The sequence below is a fragment of the Pseudoalteromonas sp. SIMBA_162 genome (genome assembly GCF_046535955.1).
Taxonomy (GTDB): Bacteria; Pseudomonadota; Gammaproteobacteria; order Enterobacterales; family Alteromonadaceae; genus Pseudoalteromonas; species Pseudoalteromonas marina.
Genome location: NZ_JAWJBQ010000002.1, coordinates 130,856 through 144,204, shown reverse-complemented (window position 1 = coordinate 144,204; position 13,349 = coordinate 130,856). Strand labels below are relative to the sequence as shown.

The window sequence follows — 13,349 nt, the reverse complement described above, 5'->3', positions numbered from 1 at the left end:
TTACAGCTACCACCGGTAAAAAATCTACCTTTTTAATAGCCTTACACAAACAATTGTATTTAAAGTAGTTACTTATATTATCGTTGCTATTTTTTAGAGGTGGTAAAATGGTTTAAAAAAGCTTTTGGTTTTCATTTTAAATTTTTAATTACTGCATTTGCTAAAGCGATGGCGTTTTTCCTCCTAAGTCAGAAAGTGAGGACACTTTCCCCTTTTCTGCCTGTTGTTAATTAACAGCCCGACTTAAAGTTTAATACTCGCAATGTGTTACAGGATTTGTTATTAATATTAAAAATAAATAAGAGGACATACATTGCTCATAAAAAGAGGAAAGTGTCCTCTGATAAAGTTGTTATGTGGATACAGGATGAATCAACCACCGCATTATGAAAAAGTTTTAGATTTAGCATTAGAGATCGTAAATGCAGAAGATAAAACTGTAGAGTGGCAAGCGTATAATCAACTAAATTTAATTTGCCAAACTCATGAAAATTCAGATTTAGATCATCCTTTCCAATGGGAAACGTTAGGTGATTACACACGTGATCCAGAAAAAGCTCTCCCCATTTATTTTAAAGCGCTCAACTTAGCCGTTCTTAAAGGTTTCAACGATTATATTGCTTCAATTAACCTAGCAATTTCGGAGCAATATAAAGAATTGCGCAACTTTGATAAAGCATGGGAATATGCTAATTTGGCACAAGAATCGGCTAATAAATTATCAGATTTATCATTAAGGCAAGATATAAGTGAAATACTCATAGAATTGAGTGAATCCACATAACAAGCCATTCAAGCGGGAAAATGCTCCTCACCCGTTTTAGTGGACACCTCCTCATCACTTTGAGGAGGCTAACATGCCTAGATATACCCAACCTAGAAAGACATGGTTTTACCCCGTTAATTTCAAAATCAAAGCAGTCGAACTAAGCTTACGAGACGATGTCATGTCAAAGGACGTTGCCGAGGCGCTGGATATTCATCCGTTAATGCTTAGTCGTTGGCGAAAAGAGTATAGAGAAGGTAAGTTTAAAAACACGCCGCGCTATCAAAGCAACAACAAAACAATGAGTAAACTCCTAACAAAAAAAGAGCTGGATAACATTCAAAAGCTTAAGAAAGAAAATGAGCGTCTCAAGCAGGAGAATGACCTGCTAAAAAAGTGGCAACGGTATCTGGCGGAAGTACATCAGAACGATTTGGATTCATCCAAAAGTTCGGACAAGCCTTAGGCGTCAAATACTTGTGTTCTTGGCTTAATGTGTCGCGTAGTGGGTTCTATGCTTGGCGTAAGCGTACAGTGTCAGCTAGAGCGCTGTCAGATGCTAATTTGTTGCTTAAGATAAAACACGTCTTCAATGTCAATCATCAAACCTATGGTAGCCCACGCGTATTTCATGCGCTAAAAAAAGAAGGTGTAAACACAAGCCAAAAACGTGTTGCCCGCTTAATGCGAGAAAACGGTTTAAGAGCTAGGGCGCTTAAGACTTACAGTAAACCGGCGAAGGTTAAGTTCTTTTATAAAGAGATAGAAAATAAACGCAAAGATAGTGAAAAGGCCACAGCAATCAACCAACAGTGGTCTGGCGATATTACGTATTTAAAAGTCGGGGCTCGTTGGCATTACCTTGCAGTGGTTATCGACTTATATTCACGACGAGTAATCGGCTGGGCGTTTGGTAAAAACAAAACAACAGAGCTTACGTTAAAGGCGCTAAGGCTTGCGATAAAAAAACGACAGCCAACAGAAAGTGTATTATTTCACACAGACCGAGGCGCAGAATACCGTGCACACGTTGTACAAAAATATTTGGCTAGCAAAAACATCAAAGCCAGTATGAATAGGCCTGGGTGTTGTACTGACAACGCAGAAGTCGAGTCGTTCTTTCATTCGCTTAAAGCAGACTTAATTCGAGGAAATAAATTTGAGAGTAGCGGTAAACTATTATCAAAATTAAAGGTTTACCTAAATTATTTTTACAATAGACAGAGATTGCATTCGAGTTTAGGATATAAATCACCTGCCGAGTTTGAATTGGCAGTTAATTGAAAGGTGGACGGTGTCCACTTTATCGGGTGAAGATCAAAATTTACAGTTGGCTTTTCTCGCTTCGCTCGTAATTTTAGCCAACTATAAATTTCCCCTTAATGGGGCGTTAGGGCTCAAGGGAGAATTTGGTGTATCGTTTAGCGTTTTTTATTTCTTTTATACTGTTTAGTGCTAACACCCTTGCTTGCAGTTGTGCAGAACAACCACCTTCTGTGCATTTCGGTAACGCTAGTAATGTGCTAAATGGGCGTATTATGAAGTTGGAGATTTTATTTGATAAAGAGAATAGACCTTATCAAAAAATCACTTTAGACAATAAAAGTATGCTTAAGGGCAATTACACAAAAGTCATATATTCCGTAATGGACGTTAATGCATGTCACGGAATGTCTTTTTCATTGGGGAAAGAGTATGTTGCTTTTACAGACGACTCTAATTGGATAACGGGTTATTGTGGTGGTACTCAATTAATTTGGGCTAACCTCGATTTTAGTAAAGAGTTCTTAAAATCTATTCGAGCATTAAGCCCTAACAAGCAAATCAACAAGGACTAAAAACAGCGGGCTGTTCGCTTCGCTCCATTTTAGCCCACTATTTTTAGCCTGTTATTTGGGCGTTACGACAGAAAGGATTCCGCCAAATGGTTCAAAATTTAGTTTTAATCTTTCTTTTATTCTTTGCCAGTTATTCACTGGCTTTGGACAGTGAGGATATAAAGCAAGATAAATCTGTTAGTCTCGCAACGATTGCAGACAGCATCGCCATGCAATACCAGCAGATGGGCTGGTTTTCCGGCGTATTACTGATAACTAAAGATAATGAGGTGGAGTTTGCGTCATCTTATGGCTTTCAGAATGTCGAAGAAAAAATAAAGAACAGCATTCAAAGTCGCTTTAATCTTGGCTCAATCATGAAAGACTTTACCAAGGTCTTGATCTTGCAACAGGTTGAGGCTGGCAAATTAAAATTAAGTGATAAACTAGTTAGCTTCGAGTTGGGGTTCAAACAACCTGATGCTGATAAAATCACGATTGAGCACCTACTAAATCATAGTGCAGGCTTTGCTGATATCTTTGTGGCCGAATATCGTCAGAATCAACTTGCATTTGACACTCTAAACAAGAAAATAAAGTTATTGATAAATAACCCCCTTTTATATACACCTGGAACTGATCGAAAATATTCAAATTATGGGTATGTGGTATTAGGAGTGATTCTTGAGAAAGTAACTGGAAAGCCTTTCGAAGAACTACTCAAAAACAATATCTTCAATCGGGTTGAGATGTCTTCAACGACCTTCAGGCCGGTTAATTCTCATGAATATCAGTCAGTCCGATATACATTCCAGTACAATGGCAATTTGAGAAAGGTCGGAATTAATGAACACCCTAGTCCCGATGGCGGCATTGAATCGACTGTTGTGGATGTGCAACGATTTTATCGAGCCTTATTCTATAGCAACAAGTTATTAAAAAACTCAGACGCGATTAATCGCCATTTATTTGCAATGGACGGCTCCCATTGGGGCGCATATGGAGGTGGTCAGGGCGTCAGTGCAGCCGCGGAAGTAGATTTGGACACTAGCTATGAAATAGTTGTTCTGGCAAACACTGATCACTTAGTTGCCGAACGCATTTCTGGTCGAATACACTCTTACATCAAAAATGGTGAGTATCAACCAATTAGACAATTGGAAAAAAACTTTGCCTTTAAGTACTATCAATCAAAAGGAAAACAACAATTCTATAAACACTTCAAACAGGTTTATAAAGACAATGGTTACAGTCGATTCATCGGCAGAACAATTAATGAAGTAGGAATGGAACTACTTAGTACAAAATCATGGACCGAAGCATTTGATATGTTCGAATATTTAGTTTCATTGTTTCCCAATGCACCGCAGGCCTACGACAGTTTGGCATTCGCCTATTTATCGAAAGGAGATAGCGAGGCTGCGAAAAGTACTTTTAGCAAATCTTTAACTATTGATGGTAGTTTTAAAAGTGATTACGTGAGTGATAATTACGGTCATAACAAGAGACTATGGCGTCAATAGTTAATTATTAACTTTTGGCGCTTCCCACATTACACCGTCTCTTAGCATCGAATTTAATATCACAATCATCTTTCTAATACAGGCGATGATGGCTACTTTTTTTGGTTTCCCTGCTGCCAATAAACGTTGATATGTTACTTTGAAAACTGGGTTTGATTGCATCGCTGACATCATCGCCATGTATAAAACCGTTCTCACTTGAGGTCGACCACCCTGAATTTTTCGATGGCCTTTATATCGACCACTTTCTCGGTTCATTGGGGCAACACCAATCAGGCTACTTGCTTGTTTGCTGTTGATGTAACCCAGCTCAGGTAGGTTACTGATGATTGATGCAGCAGCTATTTTTCCAATACCAGTCATACTCTGTAATATCGTATTTTTAGCTTGGTATTCAGGGCAGCTTTCAATGAGTTTAACGATTTTTTCTTCAATCTTTTTTATCTGATTATTAAATAAAGTTAGTACTGGTTTGATTGTCATCGCCAGTGCTTTGGGCACTATTTGTAAGCGATTTTTCTCCATTGTTTGCATCGTAAGCAACTGGTTACGTCGAGTCACTAAATCACTCATTGCCTGCATGGTATCTGGCTTAAGCTGTGATAATTTAGGTTTAATCGCTTCACTATAATGCGCAATTAATTGCGCATCAAGCTTATCGGTTTTGGCTCGTTGGCCTATTGCTCCCGCAAACCGTTTAACATGAATAGGGTTAGCGATTGTGAAAGGTAAATTGGCATTAGCGCAAGCCAAAATAAAGGGCATTTCAAGCCTACCAGTGGCTTCAATTACGATGCGCTCAGGCTTGTATTTCTTAATCGTTTTGACGGCTTCTTTAATGCCTTTATCATCATTTGGAACAGTGAAGTAAATGTCCAATGGACGGATATAAATATCGAGTTGGTACTTTCCGGTATCAACACCTACGTTTATGTTTTGCTTTGTTTTTGTATTCATAATAAGCTAACTCTTACTTGCATAATGCGGGTTCGAGACCCAGTAGACTATTCGAGTGTGGTGCTTGGAGTCCTTTGTCGCGTTCGTTCTTGTTATCGGTCTCTCAACAGAGGAGCCTTTGCTCAATCGAACTACGACAAGGAAAGCTTAAGTTGCTGCTTAAGCCTGGGTCTCACATTACCCGAAATGGGGTTTAAATAGTAATTAAGATGGGTGTATTATCCATACAATATGCTCAAGTAAGGACAGGCTATCGCCAGCCGCTTAGTTTTGCGTTATGTGCCATGAGTAACAGAAAGTTTACTCTCCTGTTTAGAGTCTTACTTATGCTTCTAGTCATTTTAGGAAGTAAGCGGGGTCAAATTTTGACTTCAGACATTAAAGCCTTCGATGTCTGCTCATGGCACTTTGCAGATTAAACCTAATCTATCGAGTTAAATGAAAATTTAACGAAATATGAGTCAGGTGAGTTAAGGCAAGTATAGGTATAACTATCTATAGTTTTATTAAATTGATGATTTACGCCAAACATTTTTGTTATTGCTTTCCCGGTGATTACTTAGCGGTTTAGTGATGTTTACGGTTACTGCATTTCCTTTTGGTTTTAAGTGTTTATTTCTGTTTTTATTTACCTAAATATTGTCTTACTTAGGTTTTGGCTGAGTTTTAGCACGGTAATAGCAGTAATAAACGGTTAAATAACGGTAGTAAAAATACTTTATTATAGTGATTGCAGGTTCCTACCCTGTTGTGAATTTTATGTATAATGTTACTTAAAATATAAGGATTTAAGCAGTGGGATCAAAATGCTAATACAGCTTATTATTGGAACATTTGTTATTTGTGGCACGGTGCTAATACAAGCAATGTTTATTGGTGTTTTGTCTAAAGCGCTGGCTAATATTAACGATTGGTTACTAAATGGCTCAAGAACTCTAAAGATGATTTTAGTCGTCACCGCAATGGTAATTTGGTTGGTAGGAGGCTTAACGGCGAGTGCGTGGTTATGGGCTGCTATATTTTTAATTTTTGATGTTTTTAGCGAATTAGAGCCCGCACTTTATTTTTCGGTTGTTACCTTTACAACACTTGGTTATGGCGATGTTGTGTTGGGCACTCAATGGCGGCTGCTTGGCAGTTTAACGGCTGTTAATGGGTTAATAATTGTAGGGCTTAATACGGCTTTTTTAATGGAAGCTATTTCTCAAATAAGAAAAGTTCAATCTAAAAAGCCAAGTTAAATGCTTTCTATTGCAATATATAAAAACTCTCTAGTTAAAGCTGGGAAGTTTATTGTGTTATGAATTTATAAACCTAAGCTTTAACTTTGGCTTATAAATTCACTTTTACTAAAGCAATGCATAATTAATGGCTATTGCAACGTAATTCCTTGCTCTAACAGGTAATTTCGAGCCTCGTCAGTATGGGGTTTAAATGCCTTCCAACGCCCAATGGCTTTGTTGTTTAGCGGTTGGCGTACTTGCACTTTACTGGCAGTAGATACCGGTGCGGTGTTTAAGTGAAAGTCTATACATTGTGCTTGCCACTCTAAATCACAAAAGCTGACTAACTCTTTTATTTGCTGCTCGGGCTGTGCGACTAATTCTTCGTATTTCACAATTTTTATATTGCTGTGCACGGTGCTGAAGTGCTGCATGAGTGAGTAAAAGCGGCTATAAAATTTAGCAGTGTCGAGTAGGTCTAGCGAATACGCGTAGTAAGGGTTGTTAATAGTAAATAGCTGGCGGTAGTTACCAATACAGGTGTCCATTGGGTCGCGCAGCATACAAATAATTTTAGCGTTTGGCAGTGCTTTAGTGATTAAGTCGATATAAAAAAAGTTAAACGGGAGTTTATCTATAAAATGTTTATGGCTACCGGTAGTGACGCGGGTGGCGTTTAAATATGTTGAGCCAAGCTGATTAAAATCAAGCTCATACGCTTTAGTGAGTGTTTGTATGTCGAGCACGTTTGGTGTGGGTGTGTTGCTTAACCTTTTTACACTTAGGCCGAAGTCTTGTAGTTCACCAGCCGATTGCACGTCGCTATGGCTCGATAATATTCTCTCAACTAATGTGGTGCCAGAGCGGGGCATACCTAATACAAAAATAGGCTCAGCAGTGGGGTTACCGTTTACTTGTTGGTTTTTGTGTTCGGCACTGAGTTGTTTTATATGTTCAAACAATGCATTCGACGATGCGTTATCAAACGGTGTAAGCGCATACTTTGCTGCTTTACCTTGTTGTAACGCGGTAAAAGCGTCAGAAAATGCGCCAATATCTTGGTATTCTTTTGCTAGTGCGTGGCCTATGTGTAATTTGGCATCAGGGTGTGAAACCTGCTCAAACACTTGCTTTAACCGTGTAATATTATTTTTTTGCTTTGTTACTTTAGTTAAATCACTGAGTGCAAAGTGGCTTTGATGATGAAGCGGGTTAAGTGCAATGGCATGATCAAACGCGGTGTGTGCTTTGTCAAATAGGCCCAAAAACTTGGCGCTTACTGCAAAGTTGTAATAAAACTGGGGTTGAGGTTGTTGTTTGGCATTGGCTAATGTGAGTGCACATTCAAAATAATGTAAAGCGTGTTCGTGTAGTCCCGCTTGTGTAAGTGCAACGCCTAGGGTATCGGCGTCGAGCGCTTTTTTTATTTGTGCAATAGGCACCGACAGCGCTACATTCTTTGCTTTTTTTAAGTCACCGGTAAGCGCATAACATTTTGCCAGTTGTGCAGTATATTCAATGCTAGAGCCAAGCGTTAAGGCTTTTTCGATTAGCTTGATGGCTTTAAAAATTTGCCCTACTTGCAAGTTAACCATTGCCAGTAAAAAATAGCCGTCGGCAAAGTCAGGTTTATGCGAAACCAGTTCAACTAAGTTTTTGTGGGCAAGTTGTACTTTGCCTTCGTTTAAATATTTAATGGCGCTTTGATGGAGTTGCTTTAAATTTGGCTGCATTTTTTAATTTGTATTGTTTGGTTACGCGTTAATAAAGAAAAAAGGCTCAAATAAATTTGAGCCTTTTGATTGTACTTAAACTTAACGGTTAATTATATTTCAAACTTATAATTAAATTTAATGCCTACCGTTAATGGACGGTTGATAAAGTAACCATAGTTACGTTGTATATCAGTTCTATTTGCTGAGGTAATATCGGCATCTGAACGGCGAACAGACGTAACGGCGTATTTATTAAATACGTTGTCTACGTAAACGGTCGCAGACCACTCATCGGCGGTTAGTTTAGCCGAAATATTGCTTAAGCTATAACCTGGCAATGTTTCACCGTTATCGCGTAAACCAACACGAGAAATTACATCGCTTTGTGCGGTAATACCGTAGTTAATATCAAGCGTTTTGTCGTTAAACACATCGGTTTGATAGTTTACACCCATTGAAAACTGGTGCTCAGACGAGCCTGGTAAACGGTCGCCATCTTCTGCACCATCTGTTCCATCTGAATTAAATAAGAATGGTGCGTCTGATGTTAACTCTGCTTTTGTGTATGCATATGTAGAATACACAGAGAATGAGTCAGATAAAATTGCACGCGACGATATTTCAATACCTTTCGCATTGGCTGAACCGGCATTAGACAAGTACGGTAGTTGGCCTACCTCAGTTGCACCGGCAACTTGTGCGTCGTCCCAATCTATATTAAATAATGCAGCGTTAAAGTGTAAACGGCTTCTTAACCATGTGCTTTTAAACCCAAGCTCGTAGTTAGTTGTTGTATCTGCATCAAAAAGCCTTTCGTCAGCGTTACCACATCCTGTTTGCTGGTTTTCAGGGATAGGATCAGGGCAAACAGCTAGAAGGTTGGAACCGCCAATTCTAAAGCCTTCACTTACTGTTACATAACCCATTACTGAATTAGTAAACTGGTATTTAGCATTAAATTTGAATAAGTTACCGTTATCGCCTGCTTCGTCTTTTTCGTAAGCAACGGTGATTGCATCAGGGTCTGCATCGCCATAAAGTGTATTTGCAAGCGGGAAGTCAAATGCTGCTTGCGCCTCTACATCGTATTCGTAAAAACGTGCACCAATGGTAATATCTAATTTTTCGGTAACTTGGTAGCCAACTTCGCCGAATAGCGCAGACTCAGTGACTTTACTTTTTGTAAGCTCTAAGTATTCTAATGAGTCAGGTCTTAGCTGAGCGCCACCAAAGTTATCGATAGCGAATTGGTCAAACCCAGGCGTAAACTCTCTACTTGATGCTTCGGTTTCTGTTTTGTTGTAAAAGCCACCCACAATCCAGTTAATGTCACTGTCGTTTTGTGATACTAAACGAATTTCTTGTGTGAACGTATCTTGCTCTTCAATTTCACGTGTGAACGATGAAAACGCAGGAAATTCTTCGTAGCCGTAATCAAGGCGAATAAGTAAATCGGTTTGGTCACGTTGGCCGTCGGCATCAAAATTCGAAATACCTGTTGCCGATACTAATTCAGCAAAACCTAGGTCTGCTTTTAACTCTAAGCTTAGTAGTTGGTTTTCTTTTTCACGCGGTTCTTCGTAGCGGTAACCTGACTCGTATTCACCAATTAAATCACTAAGACCGTTATCGGCGCTCAATGTATTGTAATGAACAATTGAACGACCTTCGCTGTCTTGATTTTGGTAAAAGTAGTTAAGTGTACCTTCAAATGTTTCGCTCGGTTTAAAGCGAACAGAAATACGCCCTGTAGTGGTTGATTCACCGTTGGCGTCTTCTACCTTTTTAAGGTTGTTGTTAACTGCTGCGCTGTCGGTCCAATCTGGATCAGGTAACGATACGCCCGGCTCACGCACTACGTAACCATAATCAATAAAACCTGGGTCTTCGTAAATGTTTAAACTAGCACGAACGGCAAGTGTGTCTTCAATTAATGGTAAGTTAAATATGAATCCACCTTCACCGCCAATAGAGTCGCTTTCTTGTGTTTGCGATACATTGCCGAATACTTCAAGTGATGTGAAATCAAGCTCAGGCTCTTTAAGCATGTAACGAATAGCACCACCTAATGTACCTGCACCGTACAGCGTACCTTGTGGCCCAATAAGAACCTCTACGCGCTCTACGTCGACTAGGCGCATATCAATGGCGACTGGGATCTCGTTAATGTAAGTTGCAACGGTGCCACCGTCTGATGATGGACCTGAAGAGTTTGTGTTTAAACCACGTACAATAATAGGTGAACCAGAACGACCACCTTGATCGGTAATTGTTAAACCAGGTACCCAACGTGCTACATCGGCGAGCTCGCTGATGTTCTGGTCTTTCATTATGTCGGCATCAAGCGCTGTAATGTTAAGCGGTGCGTTTTGCACTGAGCCGCTACGTCGTGTTGCTGTTACTTCAATAACTTCAAGTGATTTGTCTTTTGCGGCTTCTTGCTCTTGGGCAAACGCAGTATTTGGAAGTAAAAAAGCGCTAGATAGGGCGCCCGACATAGCCAAGGTTAACAAGCTTGGTTTAAACATAAAAATGATCCCTAGTTCAAAGATTTAACATAAGTAAAGTACAGTGAATATGATATCAGTCACAATCGAATCAGGGAATGTGTAAATTGAATTAAAATTCACTTTTTTAGAATAAAAAAGGGTTGGGTGGGTGTGGTTTGTTGGGTTTGTTAAATTTATCACCCATCTATTATTAGCTTTACCCGTGTAAGGTACAATTAATGTACGGTTTTAATTTTTGTGAATATTTGAATGACTATTCATCCTTTTTTGTATGCTTGGATTTTAGTGGTGTTAATTTTTTGTAATTTTATTTGTCTGGACAGGGAGCCATTTATTTTTTAGTAAGTTGTAGCGGTTTAAAAAAAGTTTTACCTCCCCATAACCTACTTTTAAATAAAGGTTTTTATATTACTAAATGGGCGAATGTGTTTACTGGTTCGTACATTCAATTTAATTTTTTATTCGTATGCATCAAGGATCTGTTATGAGCCAGCTTTTTTCGCCGTTATCTTTGGGTAAGCTCAGTTTACCTAACCGCATTATTATTGCACCTATGTGCCAATATTCAGCTATTAATGGTGAGGCAACTGATTGGCATACTATTCATTTAGGTCAACTGAGTTTAAGTGGAGCAGGTTTACTTATTATGGAAGCGACGGCGGTAAGCCCTGAGGGGCGAATAAGCTATGGTGATTTAGGTCTGTGGAATAATGAAACCCAACAAGCATTAGGTAAAACTTTAAACGCGGTTAGGCAATATAGTGACATGCCTATAGGTATTCAGCTAGCGCATGCAGGGCGTAAAGCGTCAACCGGTAAACCGTGGGACGACGTAGGTGCTATTTCACCTAGCGATAAAAATGGTTGGCAAACTATTGCGCCATCAGCACAGGCTTACGATGAGCATTCGTTTGAACCTGTTGCAATGAGTAAAGCAGATATAGCGCAATTAATTGCGGACTTTGCAAGCGCTGCTAAACGCGCCGACGAGCTAGGCCTTGATCTGATCGAATTACATGGTGCTCATGGATATTTGTTGCATCAGTTTTTATCACCTTTGAGTAATAAGCGCGATGATGAATATGGAGGCAGTTTACAAAACCGTATGCGCATTGTAATGGAGGTTTTTAAAGCGGTGCGCGCTGAGTTTAATGTTAATAAACCAGTTGGTATTCGAATCTCAGCGACTGACTGGGTTGAAGGTGGTTGGGATTTAGAGCAATCAATAGTGCTTGCTAAAGCGCTTGATGAGCTTGGCTGTGATTTTATTCATGTAAGTACAGCGGGTTTAAGCCCTTTACAGCAAATACCTGTTGAGCCTTGCTTTCAGGTGCCTTTTGCTACTGCAATAAAACAGGCCGTTAATATGCCGGTTATTGCGGTAGGTTTAATTACCGAAGCGCAACAAGCAGAAAATATTTTAAGCGAGCACAAAGCGGATGCAGTGGCTTTAGCTAGAGGTATTTTATATAACCCACATTGGCCATGGCATGCAGCAGCTGAATTGGGTGCAACAGTTAACGCACCTAAGCAATATTTACGTTCAAGCCCGCACGGAAAGCCTTCGCCCATAAAGTGACCTAATAAAAAACCTCATTTTTTTGAGGTTTTATTTAATTAATTTTGAGAATGCCATGTCTAATTTAAGCGCAGACCCTGTGCAGATCAGCCGTACTCTTGTAAGCGTTATTGCACTATGTTGCGGCTTAATTGTTGCCAACATTTACTATGCGCAACCTATTATAGAATTGTTAGCCCCAGATGTGGGCTTAAGTGCACACAGTGCCAGCTTTATTGTGTCTTTAACTCAAATTGGCTATGCCATTGGTTTATTTTTTTTAGTGCCGTTAGCCGACTTAGTTGAAAATAAACGGTTAATGTTAATTACTCTGTGTATTACATTTTTTAGCTTAATTGGACTGGGGGTTGTTCAAACTCCAAATACAATGCTGTTTTTGTGTTTGCTAGTGGGGGCAAGCTCGGTATCGGTGCAGGTACTTATTCCGTTGGCGGCGCATTTATCGTCAGACGAAAAGCGGGGGCAAGTTTTAGGTAATATTATGGCGGGGCTGTTGTTGGGTATTTTGTTAGCAAGACCTGTAGCCAGCATAATTGCTGATCATTTTGGCTGGCGTGCCGTGTTCTTTTTTGCCGCGGGATGCATGGTATTTATTGCTTTAGTTATTCACTTTGCTATACCCACAAGGTTGCCAACGCATAAAACACGTTACTTTGCTTTATTACGATCGTTAAAGTCGCTGGTAATAGGTCAACCTGTGCTTCGTCAACGTGCTTTTTACCAGGGGCTAATGTTTGCGTCATTTAGCTTGTTTTGGACTACAGTGCCTGTTGTGCTTGCCAGAGAATATGGTTTTTCGCAAACTCAAATAGCATTGTTTGCTTTAGTGGGCGCAGCCGGTGCTGTTGCAGCGCCAATTGTTGGGCGTTTAGCTGACAAAGGCTATACCTACGAAATGTCGTTATTAGCCAAAGTGATTGCATTATTGTGTTTTTTACCCAGCTTATTTGATTTACCAAACGGCATTATCATATTGGCGCTAACTGGTGTTTTAATTGATTTTGCAGTGCAAGCCAATATGGTACTTGGTCAGCGAGTAATCTATTCGCTAGAGCCACAAAGTCGTGCTCGGCTTAACGCCATTTACATGACCAGTATATTTTTGGGCGGTGCTGTTGGGTCATTAATTGCTAGTTCATTATATGAGTTTGGGGGGTGGGAAAGTATAGCTTTAGTTGCGGCTGCAATGCCGCTTATTGCGTTAATAGGGTTTGTTTATTCTGCTAAAAAAGAAAAACAAAAAGCACATACAGCTTAAC

The 13,349-nt window shown here is 39.7% G+C and carries 10 protein-coding genes; 7 read left to right on the top strand and 3 right to left on the bottom strand.

Annotated features, from left to right (window positions below; translation table 11 throughout):
• Positions 1 to 367 precede the first annotated feature (367 nt).
• From R0J88_RS02310 to R0J88_RS02295, 4 genes are all read left to right on the top strand, one after another.
• The gene (locus R0J88_RS02310) at positions 368 to 784 is read left to right on the top strand and encodes a tetratricopeptide repeat protein (RefSeq protein ID WP_410898941.1); all 417 of its coding nucleotides are present in this window, start codon (positions 368 to 370) and stop codon (positions 782 to 784) included.
• A 73-nt stretch (positions 785 to 857) separates the two neighbouring features.
• Positions 858 to 2,050 (top strand): IS3 family transposase gene (locus tag R0J88_RS02305; RefSeq protein WP_410898940.1). Its coding sequence is split into 2 segments (ribosomal slippage): positions 858 to 1,163 and positions 1,166 to 2,050, totalling 1,191 coding nucleotides; the frame shifts between segments, so codons are not numbered across the junction.
• 128 nt (positions 2,051 to 2,178) lie between these two features.
• Complete coding sequence (locus R0J88_RS02300; RefSeq protein WP_410898939.1) at positions 2,179 to 2,604, top strand: hypothetical protein; 426 nt, start codon at positions 2,179 to 2,181, stop codon at positions 2,602 to 2,604.
• An 86-nt stretch (positions 2,605 to 2,690) separates the two neighbouring features.
• On the top strand, positions 2,691 to 4,106 hold the full coding sequence (locus R0J88_RS02295) for a serine hydrolase (protein WP_410898938.1): 1,416 nt from the start codon (positions 2,691 to 2,693) through the stop codon (positions 4,104 to 4,106).
• Here the strand turns inward: R0J88_RS02295 and R0J88_RS02290 are convergent, their stop codons facing one another.
• A complete protein-coding gene (locus tag R0J88_RS02290) occupies positions 4,107 to 5,063 on the bottom strand; it encodes an IS110 family transposase (RefSeq protein ID WP_410898937.1) in 957 nt (318 codons plus the stop codon).
• An 806-nt stretch (positions 5,064 to 5,869) separates the two neighbouring features.
• Here R0J88_RS02290 and R0J88_RS02285 point away from each other — a divergent pair.
• The gene (locus tag R0J88_RS02285; protein WP_410898936.1) at positions 5,870 to 6,304 is read left to right on the top strand and encodes an ion channel; all 435 of its coding nucleotides are present in this window, start codon (positions 5,870 to 5,872) and stop codon (positions 6,302 to 6,304) included.
• Between the two features lie 131 nt (positions 6,305 to 6,435).
• On the opposite strand, the gene R0J88_RS02280 is transcribed toward R0J88_RS02285, so the two are convergent.
• Together R0J88_RS02280 and R0J88_RS02275 are read right to left on the bottom strand one after the other, a co-directional pair.
• Positions 6,436 to 8,019 carry a tetratricopeptide repeat-containing sulfotransferase family protein gene (locus R0J88_RS02280; protein WP_410898935.1) on the bottom strand — a complete coding sequence of 528 codons (1,584 nt, stop codon included), beginning with the start codon at positions 8,017 to 8,019 and terminating at the stop codon, positions 6,436 to 6,438.
• A 92-nt stretch (positions 8,020 to 8,111) separates the two neighbouring features.
• Positions 8,112 to 10,529 carry a TonB-dependent receptor gene (locus tag R0J88_RS02275; protein WP_410898934.1) on the bottom strand — a complete coding sequence of 806 codons (2,418 nt, stop codon included), beginning with the start codon at positions 10,527 to 10,529 and terminating at the stop codon, positions 8,112 to 8,114.
• A 466-nt stretch (positions 10,530 to 10,995) separates the two neighbouring features.
• On the opposite strand from R0J88_RS02275, the gene R0J88_RS02270 reads away from it, so the two are divergent.
• Positions 10,996 to 12,090, top strand: coding sequence for an NADH:flavin oxidoreductase/NADH oxidase (locus R0J88_RS02270; RefSeq protein ID WP_410898933.1), 1,095 nt, complete (start codon positions 10,996 to 10,998; stop codon positions 12,088 to 12,090).
• A gap of 55 nt (positions 12,091 to 12,145) precedes the next feature.
• A complete protein-coding gene (locus R0J88_RS02265) occupies positions 12,146 to 13,348 on the top strand; it encodes an MFS transporter (RefSeq protein WP_410898932.1) in 1,203 nt (400 codons plus the stop codon).
• Position 13,349 lies beyond the last annotated feature (1 nt).